The 15,924-nt window shown below is 72.1% G+C and carries 16 protein-coding genes; 8 read left to right on the forward strand and 8 right to left on the reverse strand.

Annotated features, from left to right (window positions below):
• Positions 1-28: 28 nt before the first annotated feature.
• The 3 genes from ACZ7L4_RS11050 to ACZ7L4_RS11060 form a co-directional block, all read right to left on the reverse strand.
• Positions 29-2,476, reverse strand: coding sequence for a Tex family protein (locus ACZ7L4_RS11050; RefSeq protein WP_472101427.1), 2,448 nt, complete (start codon positions 2,474-2,476; stop codon positions 29-31).
• Positions 2,477-2,553: 77 nt separating this feature from the next.
• The gene (locus tag ACZ7L4_RS11055; protein WP_385768205.1) at positions 2,554-2,685 is read right to left on the reverse strand and encodes an LPFR motif small protein; all 132 of its coding nucleotides are present in this window, start codon (positions 2,683-2,685) and stop codon (positions 2,554-2,556) included.
• An 80-nt stretch (positions 2,686-2,765) separates the two neighbouring features.
• Positions 2,766-3,641, reverse strand: coding sequence for an SCO6745 family protein (locus ACZ7L4_RS11060; RefSeq protein WP_472101428.1), 876 nt, complete (start codon positions 3,639-3,641; stop codon positions 2,766-2,768).
• Between the two features lie 115 nt (positions 3,642-3,756).
• Here ACZ7L4_RS11060 and ACZ7L4_RS11065 point away from each other — a divergent pair, with 115 nt between their 5' ends.
• Together ACZ7L4_RS11065 and ACZ7L4_RS11070 are read left to right on the forward strand one after the other, a co-directional pair.
• Entirely contained in the window at positions 3,757-4,734 is a 978-nt protein-coding gene (locus ACZ7L4_RS11065) for a GlxA family transcriptional regulator (protein ID WP_472101429.1), read from the forward strand.
• Between the two features lies 1 nt (position 4,735).
• A complete protein-coding gene (locus ACZ7L4_RS11070; protein ID WP_472101430.1) occupies positions 4,736-5,356 on the forward strand; it encodes a DJ-1/PfpI family protein in 621 nt (206 codons plus the stop codon).
• Positions 5,357-5,359: 3 nt separating this feature from the next.
• Here ACZ7L4_RS11070 and ACZ7L4_RS11075 read toward each other — a convergent pair whose 3' ends face one another.
• A complete protein-coding gene (locus ACZ7L4_RS11075) occupies positions 5,360-6,115 on the reverse strand; it encodes an enoyl-CoA hydratase/isomerase family protein (protein ID WP_472101431.1) in 756 nt (251 codons plus the stop codon).
• A 253-nt stretch (positions 6,116-6,368) separates the two neighbouring features.
• Here ACZ7L4_RS11075 and ACZ7L4_RS11080 point away from each other — a divergent pair, with 253 nt between their 5' ends.
• Positions 6,369-6,908 (forward strand): ATP-binding protein, encoded by a 540-nt coding sequence (locus ACZ7L4_RS11080; RefSeq protein WP_472102005.1) that lies wholly within the window; start codon positions 6,369-6,371, stop codon positions 6,906-6,908.
• On the opposite strand, the gene idi is transcribed toward ACZ7L4_RS11080, so the two are convergent.
• The 4 genes from idi to galE form a co-directional block, all read right to left on the reverse strand.
• Positions 6,874-7,467 carry an isopentenyl-diphosphate Delta-isomerase gene (gene idi, locus ACZ7L4_RS11085; RefSeq protein ID WP_472101432.1) on the reverse strand — a complete coding sequence of 198 codons (594 nt, stop codon included), beginning with the start codon at positions 7,465-7,467 and terminating at the stop codon, positions 6,874-6,876. The two genes, ACZ7L4_RS11080 and idi, sit on opposite strands and share 35 nt — an antisense overlap.
• A gap of 122 nt (positions 7,468-7,589) precedes the next feature.
• Positions 7,590-8,123, reverse strand: coding sequence for a GNAT family N-acetyltransferase (locus tag ACZ7L4_RS11090; RefSeq protein WP_472101433.1), 534 nt, complete (start codon positions 8,121-8,123; stop codon positions 7,590-7,592).
• 157 nt (positions 8,124-8,280) lie between these two features.
• The gene (locus ACZ7L4_RS11095; protein ID WP_472101434.1) at positions 8,281-9,222 is read right to left on the reverse strand and encodes a cation diffusion facilitator family transporter; all 942 of its coding nucleotides are present in this window, start codon (positions 9,220-9,222) and stop codon (positions 8,281-8,283) included.
• A gap of 192 nt (positions 9,223-9,414) precedes the next feature.
• Positions 9,415-10,398: a UDP-glucose 4-epimerase GalE gene (gene galE / locus ACZ7L4_RS11100; RefSeq protein ID WP_472101435.1), complete on the reverse strand. Its 984-nt coding sequence runs from the start codon at positions 10,396-10,398 to the stop codon at positions 9,415-9,417.
• A gap of 303 nt (positions 10,399-10,701) precedes the next feature.
• On the opposite strand from galE, the gene ACZ7L4_RS11105 reads away from it, so the two are divergent.
• The 5 genes from ACZ7L4_RS11105 to ACZ7L4_RS11125 are packed head-to-tail and all read left to right on the forward strand — an operon-like array spanning position 10,702 to position 15,919.
• Entirely contained in the window at positions 10,702-12,468 is a 1,767-nt protein-coding gene (locus ACZ7L4_RS11105; RefSeq protein ID WP_472102007.1) for a DUF5941 domain-containing protein, read from the forward strand.
• Complete coding sequence (locus ACZ7L4_RS11110; protein ID WP_450808416.1) at positions 12,465-13,217, forward strand: phosphocholine cytidylyltransferase family protein; 753 nt, start codon at positions 12,465-12,467, stop codon at positions 13,215-13,217. The genes ACZ7L4_RS11105 and ACZ7L4_RS11110 overlap by 4 nt, the downstream gene beginning before the upstream one ends.
• On the forward strand, positions 13,205-14,272 hold the full coding sequence (locus ACZ7L4_RS11115; protein ID WP_472101436.1) for an iron-containing alcohol dehydrogenase family protein: 1,068 nt from the start codon (positions 13,205-13,207) through the stop codon (positions 14,270-14,272). Before ACZ7L4_RS11110 ends, ACZ7L4_RS11115 begins: the two co-directional genes overlap by 13 nt.
• Positions 14,250-15,029 carry a CDP-alcohol phosphatidyltransferase family protein gene (locus tag ACZ7L4_RS11120; RefSeq protein ID WP_472101437.1) on the forward strand — a complete coding sequence of 260 codons (780 nt, stop codon included), beginning with the start codon at positions 14,250-14,252 and terminating at the stop codon, positions 15,027-15,029. The genes ACZ7L4_RS11115 and ACZ7L4_RS11120 overlap by 23 nt, the downstream gene beginning before the upstream one ends.
• 44 nt (positions 15,030-15,073) lie before the next feature.
• Positions 15,074-15,919 (forward strand): glycosyltransferase family 2 protein, encoded by an 846-nt coding sequence (locus tag ACZ7L4_RS11125; protein ID WP_472102009.1) that lies wholly within the window; start codon positions 15,074-15,076, stop codon positions 15,917-15,919.
• Positions 15,920-15,924 lie beyond the last annotated feature (5 nt).

Below are 15,924 nucleotides of genomic sequence, written 5' to 3' on the forward strand. Positions count from 1 at the left end.
AGTTCCCGCAGACATCGGCCCCGGGGGCCTACGCCAGCCCCGCCTTGCGCAGCGCATCCGCCATCGCCGAGTTCGCCGGCGGCGTCGCGGGACGGCCCTTGCCGCCCCCCTTGCCGCCACCGGAGCCGCCCGCGCCGCCGGAACCACCACGGCCGCCCTGCCGGGTCTGCCGCGGCGGCTTGCGGTCGCCACCGCGCTCCCCGCGCTCGCCACGGGCACCGCGCTCGCCACGCCCGCCGTTGCCGCCGCCGGAGGCCTTCTCGTCGTCGAGGCGCAGCGTCAGCGAGATCCGCTTGCGCGGCACGTCGACGTCGAGGACCTTCACCTTGACGATGTCGCCGGGCTTGACTACGTCGCGCGGGTCCTTGACGAACGTACGGGAGAGCGCCGAGACGTGCGCGAGCCCGTCCTGGTGCACGCCGACGTCGATGAACGCCCCGAAGGCGGCCACGTTCGTGACGACGCCCTCCAGGATCATCCCGGGCTCGAGGTCGCCGATCTTCTCGACGCCCTCCTTGAAGGTGGCCGTCTTGAAGGCGGGCCGCGGGTCGCGCCCCGGCTTCTCCAGCTCCTTCAGGATGTCGGTGACGGTCGGCAGACCGAACGTGTCGTCCACGTAGTCCGCCGCCTTCAGCGAGCGCAGTGCCCCCGCGTCACCGACGAGGGAGGCGACCTCGCCGCCCGTCGACTTCGCCATCCGGCGCACCACCGGGTACGCCTCCGGGTGCACGGACGACGCGTCCAGCGGGTCGTCGCCGCCGCGGATGCGCAGGAAGCCCGCGCACTGCTCGTACGCCTTCGGGCCGAGCCGCGCCACGTCCTTGAGGCCCTTGCGGTTGGTGAACGGGCCGTTGGAGTCGCGGTGCGTCACGATGTTCTCCGCGAGGCCCGCGCCGATGCCGGACACGCGCGCGAGGAGCGGCGCGGAGGCGGTGTTCACGTCGACGCCCACGCCGTTCACGCAGTCCTCGACCACGGCGTCAAGCGAGCGCGACAGCTTCACTTCGCTCAGGTCGTGCTGGTACTGGCCGACGCCGATCGACTTCGGGTCGATCTTGACGAGTTCGGCGAGCGGGTCCTGCAGGCGGCGCGCGATGGAGACGGCGCCGCGCAGCGACACGTCCATGTCGGGCAGCTCCTGCGAGGCGAAGGCCGACGCCGAGTACACCGAGGCGCCCGCCTCGCTCACCATCACCTTGGTGAGCTTCAACTCCGGGTGCTTGCCGATGAGTTCACCGGCGAGCTTGTCGGTCTCGCGGGACGCCGTGCCGTTGCCGATCGCGATCAGGTCGACCGCGTGCTCCTTGGCGAGCTTGGCCAGCTTGGCGATGGCCTCGTCCCAGCGGTTGGCCGGGACGTGCGGGTGGATGACGTCGGTGGCGACGACCTTGCCCGTGGCGTCGACGACCGCGACCTTGACGCCCGTACGGAAGCCGGGGTCGAGCCCCAGCGTCGCGCGCGTGCCCGCCGGGGCGGCGAGCAGCAGGTCGCGCAGGTTCGCCGCGAAGACCTTGACGGCCTCGTCCTCGGCGGCCGTGCGCAGCCGGGTGCGCAGGTCGAGGCCGAGGTGCACGAGGATGCGGGTGCGCCAGGCCCAACGGACCGTGTCCTGCAGCCACTTGTCGCCCGGGCGGCCCTGGTTGGTGACCCCGAAGCGGCCGGCGATGATCGGCTCGTACGAGGAGGTGGTGTCGCGGTCCTCCGCGGCGGCCGGCTCCTCCGGCTCCAGGACGAGCTCGAGCACGTCCTCCTTCTCGCCGCGCAGCATCGCCAGGACGCGGTGCGAGGGCAGGTCGGTGAAGGGCTCCGCGAAGTCGAAGTAGTCGGCGAACTTGGCGCCCGCCTCCTCCTTGCCGGACTTGACCTTCGCCGCGAGCCGGCCGCGCCCCCACATGCGCTCGCGCAGCTCGCCGATCAGGTCGGCGTCCTCGGAGAAGCGCTCGGTGAGGATCGCGCGGGCCCCGTCGAGCGCGGCCTGCGCGTCGGCGACGCCCTTCTCGGCGTCCACGAACGCGGCCGCGGCGGCCTGCGGGTCCACCGAGGGGTCGCCGAGCAGCCCCTCCGCCAGCGGCTCGAGCCCCGCCTCGCGGGCGATCTGCGCCTTGGTGCGGCGCTTGGGCTTGAAGGGCAGGTAGATGTCCTCCAGGCGGGCCTTGGTGTCGGCGGCGCGGATCTGCGCCTCGAGGTCCGAGGTCAGCTTGCCCTGCTCGCGCACCGAGTCGAGGACGGCGGTGCGCCGCTCCTCCAGCTCGCGCAGATACCGCAGGCGCTCTTCCAGGGTGCGCAGCTGGGCATCGTCGAGGGACTCCGTCGCCTCCTTGCGGTAGCGGGCGATGAAGGGCACGGTCGAGCCGCCGTCGAGCAGCTCGACCGCGGCCTTCACCTGCCGCTCCCGTACGCCTAGTTCCTCGGCAATCCTGCTCTCGATGGATCCGAGCCCGGATCCAGCAGTGGTGCCAACTGTGGGTGTCGCCACGATCCCGTACCGCCTATGTCGACTGAGGTTGCGCCGCAATTGTGGCAGGTGGCACCGACACTCGGGGATCAGGGAGGTCAGACGCGGTGCGCGCGCCCGGACCTGGAGGCGCCGCCGAACAGCCGGGCCAGGGCACGGAACGGCAAGGTCACGACGGTGGCGATGGCACCGGCGATCTGGCGGAGAATGTCGGCGATTGCGCTGAACATACGGCTTTCTCCTCTCGTGTGTTCCGGCCGCGAACGGGCGGCCGGAACACACGAGTACCTCGCTTCGCGCTGCTCAGACGTCAGGCGGCCTTGCCGATCAGATCGGCGGGGAACGCGCCGTTGCCGAGGGCCGCGCCGACGAACTTCGTCGCGAGCTCGGTCAGCCGGGCGACACCCGCCTCGCCGAGGTGCTCGTAGGGGGCGCGGTCGAGCGCGTCGGTGCGGTGCTCCAACTCGGCGCGCAGCGCCACGCCCTGCTCGGTGAGCGTCAACTCCTCGTCGGCGGTGAGCAGTCCACGCGCGCGAAGCCGCTCGGCGGCCGCGTCGTACTCGGCCCTGTCCCAGCCGCGCGTGGCGAGCAGCCACTTGGGGGCCATGCCCTTGCCGGTCGCGACGTGGCTGACGAGGGCCTCGACCGGGTCGAGTTCGGCGCCGATGAGCGCCGCGATGTGCCCGTCCCCGCGGTGCTCGCGCAGCAGCGTCGTGGCGTGCCAGTACGCCAGGTGCGGGGCCTCGGGGACGTCGAGGTCGGCGTGGGCGGCGTACAGGGGGCGGGCGTGGCGCGTGCAGGCCTCGGTGGCGCGCAGGGCGAGTTCGGCGGCCTCGGCCATCTCTTCGGAGGCGAGCGCCTCCTCGCCGAGCAGGCGGCGCAGCGTGGAGTCGACGGCACGCGCGCGTGCGGCGAGCACCGCCTGCGGGGAGGCGGTCTCCCACACGGCCGGCACGTGCCGGGCCACCAGCTCGTGGTTGAAGTTGTAGAAGGTGGCGGTCACCGTTCCGGCGCCGACGGCCCCCATGGGCGCGGAGCGCGCCGCGAGGTAGGCGGCGCTGGAGTCGGTCACGCCGATGGCGGCCAGTTCCTTGCCGAGGTCGGGCGAGAAGTAGTGCGTCGAGTGGAAGGGGTTCAGCACGTTGTGACAGTGGCGGGCGGCGCGCAGGCGGGGGTCCGAAGTCATGCGCCCACGTTACCGACCGGTCGGTACGGGCGACAGTGCCGGGCGCCGGGCCATGGCAGGAAAGGTGGGGAACTCGTCATTGCGGCCACCGGGGGCGCGCCGAAGAATGGGCCGCATGCCGCCGCGTACCGTCCTGGTCCTCCTCTTCGACGACGTGCAGAGCCTCGATGTCACGGGCCCCGTCGAGGTCTTCTCGGGCGCCGGCGACGCCTACCGCGTGCGCACCGCCTCGCTCGACGGCGCCCCGGTCCGCACGTCGAGCGGACTGACCCTGACACCGGACCACGCCCTCGCCGTCGCACCGGCCGCGGACACGCTCCTGGTCCCCGGCGGCGAGGGCACGCGCGCCCCTGACCACCGCCTGACCGACTGGCTGCGCGCGCACGCCCCGGGCGCCCGGCGCACCGTCTCGGTGTGCACCGGCGCGTTCCTGCTGGCCCGCGCGGGGCTCCTGGACGGCCGCCGGGCCACGACGCACTGGGCGTTCTGCGACACCCTCGCCCGCCAGTACCCCGAGGTGGCCGTGGACCCCGACCCCGTCTTCGTACGCGACGGCAGCGTCGCGACGTCGGCGGGGGTGACCGCGGGCATCGACCTCGCGCTCGCCCTCGTCGAGGAGGACCACGGCAGGGACGTGGCGCTGCGGATCGCCCGGGCGCTGGTCGTGTTCCTGCGGCGCCCGGGAAACCAGGCCCAGTTCTCCACCCAGCTCGCCGCGCAGACGGCCCGCAGGGAACCGCTCGGCGAGGTGCAGCGCTGGATCGCCGAGCACCCCGGAGCGGACCTGTGCGTCGAGACGCTCGCGGCCCGCGCCCGGCTCTCCCCGCGCCACTTCGCCCGCGCCTTCCGCACGGAGACGGGCATGACGACCGGCCGCTACGTCGAGCGCGTCCGCGTCGAGCACGCCCGCCGCCTCCTGGAGGACACCACGGCGGGGGTCGAGGAGATCTCCCGCTCCAGCGGCTACGGCACCCCGGAGGCGATGCGCCGCGCCTTCCTCAAGCTCCTCGGCACCGCACCGGCCGAGTACCGCCGCCGCTTCCACGCACCCCAAGGCCGGACACCGCCCGGCCCACCCGTCAGAAAGGCATGACATGCAGATCGCCATCGCCCTCTACGAGCGGTTCACCGCCCTCGACGCCATCGGCCCCTACCAGACCCTCGGCGGCATCCCGGAGACCGACGTCGTCTTCGTGGCCGAGCGGACGGGACCGGTGCGCGACGACTCGGGGCGGCTCGCGCTCGTCGCCGACAAGACCTTCGACGAGGTGCGCTCCCCGGACGTGGTGGTCGTGCCCGGCGGCCCCGAGCAGAGCGACCAGACGGGCAACGCGCCGCTCCTGGAGTGGCTGCGCGCCGTCGACGCCACCACCACCTGGACGACGTCCGTGTGCACCGGCTCCCTCGCGCTCGCCGCCGCGGGCCTGCTCAAGGGGCGCGAGGCCACCTCGCACTGGCTGGCCCTGGAGGAGCTGGAGCGGCTGGGCTCGCGGTCGACCGGGCGGCGCGTGGTGTTCGACGGCAAGTACGTCACCGCGGCCGGCGTCTCCTCCGGCATCGACATGGGCCTCGCCCTCGCGGGCCGCATCGCGGGCGAAGAGACCGCCCAGGCCATCCAGCTGATGACCGAGTACGACCCGCAGCCGCCCTACGACGCCGGATCCCCGGACAAGGCCCCCGCACACCTGGTGGCGATGTTCCGCCAGGCCGGCTGAGGCTCAGGCCCCGACCGACCACTCGAACCGCGGAGCGCGTCGCTCCAGGAACGCCGCGACGCCCTCCGCGCTCTCGCCGCCCGCGCCCGCCTGCTCGGCCCAGTGCGCCTCCCGGTCCGTGCGGCCCGCGACGAACTCCTTCGCCGCGGCCTGCGTCAGCTGCGAGCGGGCGGCGAGGACGCGGGTGAACGCGGCGGCCCGCTCGGCGAGTTCGGTCTCGGGCAGCACCTCGTCCACGAGCCCGGTGCGCAGCGCCCGCTCGGCGTCGATCAACTCGCCCGAGAACAGCAGGTACTTGGCGGTTGCCGGGCCCACCAGCGCGGCGAGCCGGCGCGTGGAGGAGGCCGGGTAGACGATCCCGAGCTTCGCCGGGGTCACTCCGAACCGCGCCCCCTCGGCGGCGAAGCGCAGATCGCAGGCCGCCGCCAACTGGCTGCCGCCGCCCACGCAGAAACCGCGCACCACGGCGAGCGTCGGCTTGGGGAAGGCGGCGAGCGCGTCCTCCGCCGCGACCGCGAGCCCCTGCGCGGCCCCCTCGCCCAGTGTCGATATGTCGGCCCCGGCGCAGAACGTGTCCCCGGCCCCGGTGAGCACCAGAACCCGCACCTCCGGGTCGGCCGTGAGCCGTTCGAGGAGCGGCGGCAGGGACGCCCACATGGCGTCGGTCATGGCGTTGCGCTTGGCCGGGTGGTCGATCACGACGGTGGCGACGCCCTCGGCGACGGCGTGCGTGAGCTGCGGCGGGGACACGGAAGACATGGCGGGATGCTAGCCGGGCGCGCGGCGCGGCCGATGGCGCGGTCGGCGTGTCGGACAGCTCGTAGAACAAGCTTAAGAAGGCTTAAGTCGGGCACAACGGGGTCGGGAGCGATCAACTCTCTGGCCGTCACGACCACTAATGGTCAAATCGCGTCGATACTCGCTGACTTCTGGTCAGTCCCGCGGCCCGGAGCAGGTGATTCCCAACACTCGAAGCGTGGTGACAATCGAGCGCAAGGGCGGCGACCTGACAATGAGCGACCACGGGTGGGGGTCCCGCCCACGTCCTCAGGACAATGGGGGCGCGCCGCCCCCTGATCGTCCCGCGGACGGGCCGCTCCCGTACGAGGGAGTGTGGCGGTTCACGACGCAGGCGGTGGACGCCTCCGTGCCGCAGGCCCGGCGCGCGGTGCGCGAGTTGCTCACCCGGCAGGGCGTGCCCGCCCCGGACGACCTGGTGCACGGGCTGCTCGTGATCGTCTCCGAACTCGTCACGAACGCGGTGAAGCACGCCGCCGTCGTCTCGCCGATGCTCGCCGTGGAGGTCGCCGTCGGTCCTGAGTGGGTGCGGGTGTCCGTGGAGGACGAACACCCCTACAAGCCCACGGCCCTGGAGGCCACCAGCGGTCAGACCGGCGGCCGCGGCCTGCTGCTGGTGCGCGAGATCACCGCGGAGGCGGGCGGCGTCTGCGACGTCGCCAACACCGCGAGCGGGGGCAAGGTGATCTGGGCCGCCCTGCCCCTCAAGCCCGAGACGGTCACCAGCCCGCCGACTGGCCTGTCAGCTCCCTGACCGCGGGCCGCGCCGCGTCGAGGACCGTCATGAACCACGCCGAGAACGGGTCCTTGGCGTGCCGCTCGGCGAGCTCGTCGGCCGTCACGAACGCCGTCTCCCCGACCTCTTCCGGGTCGGGGTCCAGGGTCGCCTGCACGAGCCCCACGAAGAGGTGGTTGAACTCCTGCTCCACCAGGCCCGACTCCGGGTCCGGGTGGTTGTAGCGCACCGTGCCGGCCTCGGCCATCAGGGACGGCGAGACGCCGAGCTCCTCGAAGGTGCGGCGCGCGGCCGCCGCGAACGGGGCCTCGCCCGGGTACGGGTGGCCGCAGCAGGTGTTCGACCACACGCCGGGGGAGTGGTACTTGCCGAGCGCCCGCTGCTGCAGCAGCAGCCGGCCCTGCTCGTCGAAGAGGAACACCGAGAACGCTCTGTGCAGCTGCCCGGGCGGCTGGTGCGCCGCGAGCTTCTCCGCCGTGCCGATCGTCCTGCCGTCCTCGTCGACGAGTTCCAGCAAGATCGCTTCTCCGGTGCCGTTCGACGAGCTGTTCGTCGTGGGGGCAGGTGTGATCGGCATACCCATCCTTCGTTTCGGTCCTCGAACCAAGTCTGCCGTACGGAACGGACAGCCCCCGTGCTGTCGGCGTCCCGCAAGTCCCGCCCGGCCTCGCGGCCGGGCGGGACAACCGTAGGCGCCGATCAGACGCCGAATGCGGCCGGGTAGGTGATCGTGCCCCGCGGGAGCTGCCCGGAATCGTCGTGTTCATCCAGAACGAGCGCCATCATCGCCTCGTCCGGAACGTCGAAACCGGGCCGGATGCCGTACCCGGAGGCGGGCGTGAAGCCGAACCTCGGGTAGTACTCCGGATGCCCGAGCACCAGCACGAGTCGCTCGCCACGCGCGCGTGCCGCCTCCAGCACCGCGCGTACGACGGCCGAACCGGCCCCCGTGTTCTGGTACCGCGGCAGCACCGCACAGGGCGCGAGCGCCGCGGCGGGCGCGCCGTCCACCGTGCAGCGGGTGATGAGCGCGTACGCGGCGACGGTGCCGTCCGGCGCCTCGGCCACGTAGGACAGGCCGTCGAGCCAGGCGTCGGTGTCGGCGCGCAGGGCGTCGACGAGGTCGGCCTCGGCCTCGGTGGGGAACGCGGCGGCGTTGACGGCGTGCACGGCCGCCCGGTCGGCCCCGGTCTCGGGGCGCGGACGCCATGCGTGGGTGATGTGGTCGGTCAACGTAGAAACCTTTGAGTGAAGGGCGTCGCTCAGTGGCGGACGGCCCGAGGAGTAGTGGGGACAGACGTGTCGCTGCGCACGGCAGCGCTCACCGCGACGACAGTCATCAACCCACCTCCTCAAAGATCCATGGCCAAGATATCACCCAGCGGCACGGTCAGTGGCACAGTCGGGCCTCGTGCTCGGCGTGCCCCGTCGGCTCCAGCTGGAACGTGCAGTGCTCCACGTCGAAGTGGTCGCCGAGGCAGCCCTGCAGCTCGTGCAGCATCTTCTCGTGGCCGATCGAGCCGAGCATCTCCGTGCTGACGACCACGTGCGCCGAGAGCACCGGCATCCCCGAGGTGATCGTCCACGCGTGCAGGTCGTGCACGTCCTCGACGCCGGGCAGCGCCAGTATGTGCGCCCTGACCTCCGCCATGTCGACGCCCTTGGGGGCCGATTCGAGCAGCACGTTCAGCGTCTCGCGCAGCAGCTTCACCGTGCGCGGCACGATCATGAGGCCGATCACGAGCGAGGCGATCGGGTCGGCGGGCTGCCAGCCCGTGGTCAGGATGATCGCGGCGGAGATCAGCACCGCGAGGGAGCCGAGCGCGTCGGCGGCCACCTCCAGGAAGGCGCCGCGCACGTTCAGGCTCTCCTGCTGGCCCTTCACCAGGAGGGACAGCGAGATCATGTTCGCGACCAGGCCGATCAGGCCGAAGACGATCGTCTGTCCGCCCGCCGTCTCGGCCGGCTCGATGAACCGCTCGATCGCCTCGTACAGCACATAGCCGCCGACGCCGAGCAGCAGCAGGCAGTTGGCGAGCGCGGCGAGGATCTCCGCGCGGGCGTAGCCGAAGGTGCGCTGGTCGCTCGCGGGCCGGTTGGCGAAGTGGATCGCGATCAGGGCCATCGCGAGGCCCAGCGCGTCGGTCGCCATGTGGGCGGCGTCGGCGATCAGGGCGAGCGAGTCGGCGACCACGCCGCCGACGATCTCCACCACCATCACGGTCAGCGTGATCGTCAGCGCGATCCGCAGCCGCCCGCGGTGCGCGGCGGCGGCCGTCCCGGTCGTCGGCCCGTGGCTGTGCCCGTGGTCGTGATCGTGACCGAGGCCCATCGAAACCCCCTCTGTATCGATGTGTCGACGTATCGCTGCGAGACGTCGAATCCGTTGCCCTGGTCGGGGGCGACGATCACAGTGAACTACGGGGAGGGGGTATCCGCAAACATGGCGGTGAACACCGTTGTCATGTGCCCTGACCTGCGCAAACGTTATTGCGTGAGTACGCAGGTCAGGGCGTCGCGGAGATCACTTGCCGGCGGCCTCGGGGTGCCGGAGACACCAGCCGGCCCAGGCCGACTCGATCATCTCGCGCACGCTGCGGCGCGCGCTCCAGCCCAGCTCCTTCTCGGCGAGCGCCGAGGAGCCGACCGCGCGCGGGGCGTCGCCGGGGCGGCGCGGCTCGACGAGCGCGGGGGTGCGGTTGCCCGACACCTCCGCGATCAGGTCGATCAGCTCGCGCACGGAGGCGCCCTGCCCGGTGCCGATGTTGAGCGTCAGGTCGCCGCCCGCGTCGGGACCGGACAGCCGGCGGGCCGCCGCCAGGTGCGCCTCGGCGAGGTCGGCGACGTGAATGTAGTCACGTACGCAGGTGCCGTCCGGGGTCGGGTAGTCGTCGCCGAAGATCCGCGGGGCCTCGCCGCGGGTGAGCCGGTCGAAGACCATCGGGATCACGTTGTAGACGCCGATGTCCGCGAGCTCGGGAGCGGCGGCGCCCGCCACGTTGAAGTAGCGCAGGCAGGCCGTCGCCATGCCGTGCGCGTGCCCGGCCGCCCGCACCAGCCACTCGCCCGCGAGCTTCGTCTCGCCGTACGGGTTCACGGGCGCGGTGGCCGTGGACTCGGTGATGAGGCCCACATCCGGGTTGCCGTAGACGGCCGCCGAGGAGGAGAACACGAAGCGGCGCACTCCGGCCTTGGCGACGGTCTCCAGGAGCGCGGCGAGCCCGCCCACGTTGTCCCGGTAGTACAGCTCCGGCTTCTCCACGGACTCGCCGACCTGCTTGTGCGCGGCGAGATGGACGACGCCCGTCACCTCGTGCTCCGCGCACACCCGGGCCACAAGCTCGGTGTCCAGGGCCGAGCCGCGCACCAGCGGGATCGCCTCGGGAAGCCGCGAGGGCACCCCCGAGGTCACGTTGTCGAGGACGACGACCCGCTCGCCCGCTTCCGTCATAGCCCGCGCCACATGGGCGCCGATGTATCCGGCTCCGCCGGTGATCAGCCACGTCATGGCGCACCACCCTATGACCGAACCGCTCTCCTCCCGGCTGCCACGGCGGCTACCCCCGGTTACGGATGCGGGCCGCCCCTGGTTTGTGGCCCGAGTACTTGATCGTCAATGATGAGCGCGCGGTCGGCCCCGCGCGGACCGCATGAGACAGGGGCCAATCGGTCGGTAAACGGGCAGCGAACGCCCGGTAGCGCCATCCGATAGCCTCTGCCGACATGCCGCCCGGCCGCGTATCCGCGCCGGGTGCTCCACCATGCATGAGCCCGGCGCCTCGGTGCGTCGGCACCCAAGGAGTGAGTTCGTCTGTCGACCGCCATCGTCACCGGTCAGCCGGTTCCCGGGTCGTCCCTGGAGGGAGATCTGCGGGCGCTGGGCTTCGACGTGCGGCTCGCCCAGGACCCCGCGGACGCCGAAGCGGCGCTCGCGGCCGTCCCCGGCGAGCAGCGGGTCGCGGTCGTCGACGCGGGCTTCGTGGGCCATGTCCACGCCCTGCGCCTCGGCCTGACCGATCCGCGCTTTCCCGCGTCGGCGATCCCGGGCGCGCTCACCGCGCAGCCCGCCGCCCGCCAGGCGCTGACCCGCGCGGTCGCGCGCACCGGCGTCGACCCGGACGTCGTGGCCAAGAGCCTGGAGGCGGACGGCACCGATGTGCACCGCCCCGAGCTCGGTGAACTCGTCGCCGCGGTGCCCGCCGACCCGCAGGCCCGCAACGAGGCCCGGCAGGCGCTCGCCTCCGTCGACGACGAGGCGATCCGGCTGCGCACCGCGGTCAAGGCACGCGACGGCTTCTTCACCACCTACTGCATCAGCCCGTACTCCCGTTACATCGCGCGCTGGTGCGCGCGCCGGGGGCTGACGCCGAACCAGGTCACCTCCGCGTCGCTGCTCGTCGCGCTGATCGCGGCGGCCTGCGCGGCGACCGGCACCCGCGGCGGCTTCGTCGCGGCGGGCGTGCTGCTGCTCGCCTCCTTCGTCCTGGACTGCACCGACGGGCAGCTCGCCCGCTACTCGCTGCAGTACTCGACGATGGGCGCCTGGCTGGACGCGACGTTCGACCGGGCCAAGGAGTACGCCTACTACGCGGGCCTCGCGCTCGGCGCCGCCAACGCGAGCGGCGACGACGTATGGGCGCTCGCGTTCGGCGCGATGGTGCTGCAGACCGGCCGGCACGTCATCGACTTCTCGTTCAACGAGGCCAACCACGACGCCGAGGCCAACACGAGCCCCACCGCGTCCCTGTCCGGCAAGCTCGACTCGGTCGGCTGGACCGTCTGGGCCCGCCGCATGATCGTGCTGCCGATCGGCGAACGCTGGGCGCTGATCGCCCTGTTCACCGCGCTGACCACGCCGCGCATCACCTTCTACATGCTGCTCATCGGCTGCGCGCTGGCCGCCTGCTACACGACCGCGGGCCGCGTCCTGCGCTCGCTGACCCGCAGGGCCCGGCGCACCGACCGCGCCGCCCAGGCGCTGCGCGACCTCGCCGACTCGGGCCCGCTCGCCGAGCTGATCGGCAAGGCCGTCAAGGCGAAGGCCGCCCCCGTGGTCGCCGCCGTCGGAGCCGTCGCGGTGGTCGCCGTGAGCGGGCTCACGGACTTCGGCAGCGTCTGGCCGATCGTGGCCGCGGCCGTGTACTGCGTCACGTCCGGCGTCGCCGTCGCCCGCCCCCTCAAGGGCGCGCTCGACTGGCTGGTGCCCCCGATATTCCGGGCCGGGGAGTACCTCACGATCCTGGTCCTCGCCGCCCGCGCGGACGTCCAGGGCGCCCTGCCCGCGGCTTTCGGCCTCGTGGCGGCGGTCGCCTACCATCACTACGACACGGTGTACCGCATTCGCGGCAACGCCGGGGCGCCCCCGCACTGGCTGGTGCGGACGATCGGCGGGCACGAAGGCCGGACCCTGGTGGTCACGGTCCTGGCCGCGCTGCTCACCCCCACAGATTTCGCCACTGCGCTCACGGTGTTCGCCGTGGCCGTGGCACTCGTGGTGCTCGTCGAGAGCATCCGCTTCTGGGTCCTCTCCGCTCGCCGCGGAGAGCCCGCCGTACACGATGAAGGAGAACCCGCATGATCGGCCTCGTCCTGGCCGCCGGCGCCGGCAGCCGGCTCCGTCCCTACACCGAGACGCTCCCCAAGGCGCTCGTGCCCGTCGTGGGCGAGGGGACCGAGAACGAGCTCTCCGTACTCGACCTCACGCTGAAGAACTTCGCGGAGATCGGTCTCACCGAGGTCGGCATCATCGTCGGCTACCGCAAGGAGGTCGTCTACGAGCGCCAGGCGGCGCTCGAGGCGAAGTACGGCCTGAAGCTCACGCTCATCGAGAACGACGTGGCCGAGAAGTGGAACAACGCCTACTCCCTGTGGTGCGGCCGTGACGCCATGAAGCACACGGTCATCCTCGCCAACGGCGACACCGTGCACCCGGTCTCCGTCGAGAAGACGCTGCTGGCCGCCCGCGGCGACGGCAAGAAGATCATCCTCGCGCTCGACACGGTCAAGGACCTGGGCGACGAGGAGATGAAGGTCGTCGTCGACCCCGACAAGGGCGTCCAGAAGATCACGAAGCTGATGGACCCGTCCGAGGCCACCGGCGAGTACATCGGCGTGACCCTCATCGAGGGCGAGGCCGCCGACCAGCTGGCCGACGCCCTCAAGGCCACGTACGAGCGCGACCCGCAGCTGTACTACGAGGACGGCTACCAGGAGCTCGTGAACCGCGGCTTCAAGATCGACGTCGCGCCGATCGGCGACGTTCCGTGGGTCGAGATCGACAACCACGACGACCTCGCCAAGGGCCGGGAGATCGCGTGCCAGTACTGACGAGGCTCATTCCCTCGCCGGTCGTCGTCGACATTCGGCCGGGGGCGCTCGACGACCTGGCCAAGGTCCTTGCCGACCAGAGGATCTCGTCGTCCACGGGGCGCCTGGCCATCGCGATCAGCGGTGGTTCGGGCGCCGCCCTGCGCGCCCGCCTGGAGCCCTCGCTGCCCCGCGCCGACTGGTTCGAGGTCGGCGGCGGCACGCTGGACGACGCGATCAAGCTCGCCGACGACGTCAAGAAGTCGAACCGCTACGACGCGATCGTCGGCCTCGGCGGCGGCAAGATCATCGACTGCGCCAAGTTCGCGGCGTCCCGTGTGGGCGTGCCGCTGGTCGCCGTCGCGACGAACCTGTCGCACGACGGCCTGTGCTCGCCGGTGGCGACCCTCGACAACGACGCGGGCCGCGGCTCGTACGGTGTGCCGAACCCGATCGGCGTCGTGATCGACCTCGACATCATCCGCGAGGCCCCGGTGCGCTTCGTGCGCTCCGGCATCGGCGACGCCCTCTCCAACATCTCCGCGGTCGCGGACTGGGAGCTGGGCGCCCGCGAGCGCGGCGAGGACATCGACGGGCTTGCCGCCGCCATGGCACGCCAGGCGGGCGAGGCGGTCCTGCGCCACCCCGGCGGCGTCGGCGACGACGACTTCCTGCAGGTGCTCGCGGAGGGCCTGGTCCTCACCGGTATCGCCATGTCGGTCTCCGGCGACTCGCGGCCCGCCTCCGGCGCCTGCCACGAGATCAACCACGCCTTCGACCTCCTCTACCCCAAGCGCGCGGCCAGCCACGGCGAGCAGTGCGGCCTGGGCGCGGCGTTCGCGATGCACCTGCGCGGTGCCCACGACCAGTCCGCGTACATGGTCGAGGTGCTGCGCCGCCACGGACTGCCCGTGACGCCCGAGGAGATCGGCTTCACCGTGGACGAGTTCGTGAAGGTGGTCGAGTTCGCGCCGCAGACCCGCCCGGGTCGCTTCACGATCCTCGAACACCTCGACCTCTCCACCGATCAGATCAGGGACGCTTACGCCGACTATGCAAAAGCCATCGGTAGCTGAACTCCGCCCGGTCGTTCACCCCGCCGGGGTGAAGGACCGCAGGAGCGGTGAGCACTGGATGGGCCGGCTCTACATGCGCGAGGTCTCGCTGCGTGTGGACCGCCACCTGGTGAACACCAAGGTCTCGCCCAACCAGCTGACCTACCTGATGACCGTCTGCGGTGTCCTCGCGGCCCCGGCGCTGATGGTGCCGGGCATCTGGGGCGCGGTCCTCGGCGTCGTCGCGGTGCAGCTGTACCTGCTGCTCGACTGCGTCGACGGCGAGATCGCGCGCTGGCGCAAGCAGTACTCGCTGACCGGTGTGTGGATGGACCGGGTCGGTGCGTACCTCACCGACGCCGCCGTCCTCGTCGGCTTCGGGCTGCGCGCCGCCGACCTGTTCGGCACGGGCCGGATCGACTGGCTGTGGGCCTTCCTCGGCACGCTCGCCGCGCTCGGCGCCATCCTGATCAAGGCCGAGACGGACCTCGTGGGCCTGGCCCGCGCGGCCGGCGGCAAGGAGCAGGTCAAGGAGTCCGCGTCCGAGATGCGCTCCTCCGGCATGGCCATGGCCCGCAGGGCCGCGGCGATGCTCAAGTTCCACCGGCTCATCCTGGGCATCGAGGCGACGCTGCTGATCCTGGTCCTCGCGGTCGTGGACCAGATCCGGGGCGACCTGTTCTTCTCGCGCCTGGGCGTGGCCGTCCTGGCGGGCATCGCGCTCCTCCAGACCCTGCTCCACCTCGTGTCCATCCTCGCTTCGAGCAGGCTCAAGTGAGCGGCGGCACACAGCAGTCGAAGGTCGGCGCGGTTGTCATCACCATGGGCAACCGGCCGGCCGAGCTGCGCGCCCTCCTCGACTCGGTCGCCAAGCAGGACGGCGACCCGGTCGAGGTGGTCGTGGTCGGCAACGGCTCGCCGGTCCCGGACGTCCCCGAGGGCGTGCGGACCATCGAGCTGCCCGAGAACCTCGGCATCCCCGGCGGACGCAACGTGGGCATCGAGGCCTTCGGACCGTCCGGTTCCGACGTCGACATCCTGATGTTCCTGGACGACGACGGGCTGCTGCCGCTGACGGACACGGCGGAGAAGTGCCGCGCGGCCTTCACCGCCGACCCCCAGCTCGGCATCGTCAGCTTCCGCATCGCGGACCCGGACACCGGCGAGACGCAGCGCCGGCACGTGCCGCGGCTGCGCGCCGCCGACCCGATGCGCTCCTCGCGCGTGACCACGTTCCTCGGCGGCGCCAACGCCGTGCGTACGCGGGTCATCGCCGAGGCCGGACCGCTGCCCGCGGAGTTCTTCTACGCCCACGAGGAGACCGACCTCGCCTGGCGTGCCCTCGACGCGGGCTGGATGATCGACTACCGCGCCGACATGGTGCTGCACCACCCGACCACGGCCCCGTCCCGGCACGCGGTCTACCACCGCATGGTGGCCCGCAACCGGGTCTGGCTGGCCCGCCGCAATCTGCCGGCGCCCCTGGTGCCCGTGTACCTCGGCGTCTGGCTGCTCCTGACCCTGGCCCGCCGGCCCTCGGGCCCGGCGCTGAAGGCCTGGCTCGGCGGCTTCAAGGAAGGCTGGACGACCCCCTGCGGGCCCAGGCGCCCCATGAAGTGGCGTACCGTGTGGCGGCTGACCCGACTGGGCCGACCCCCTGTCATCTGACAAGC

It is taken from the genome of Streptomyces sp. NPDC107575, from assembly GCF_055657265.1.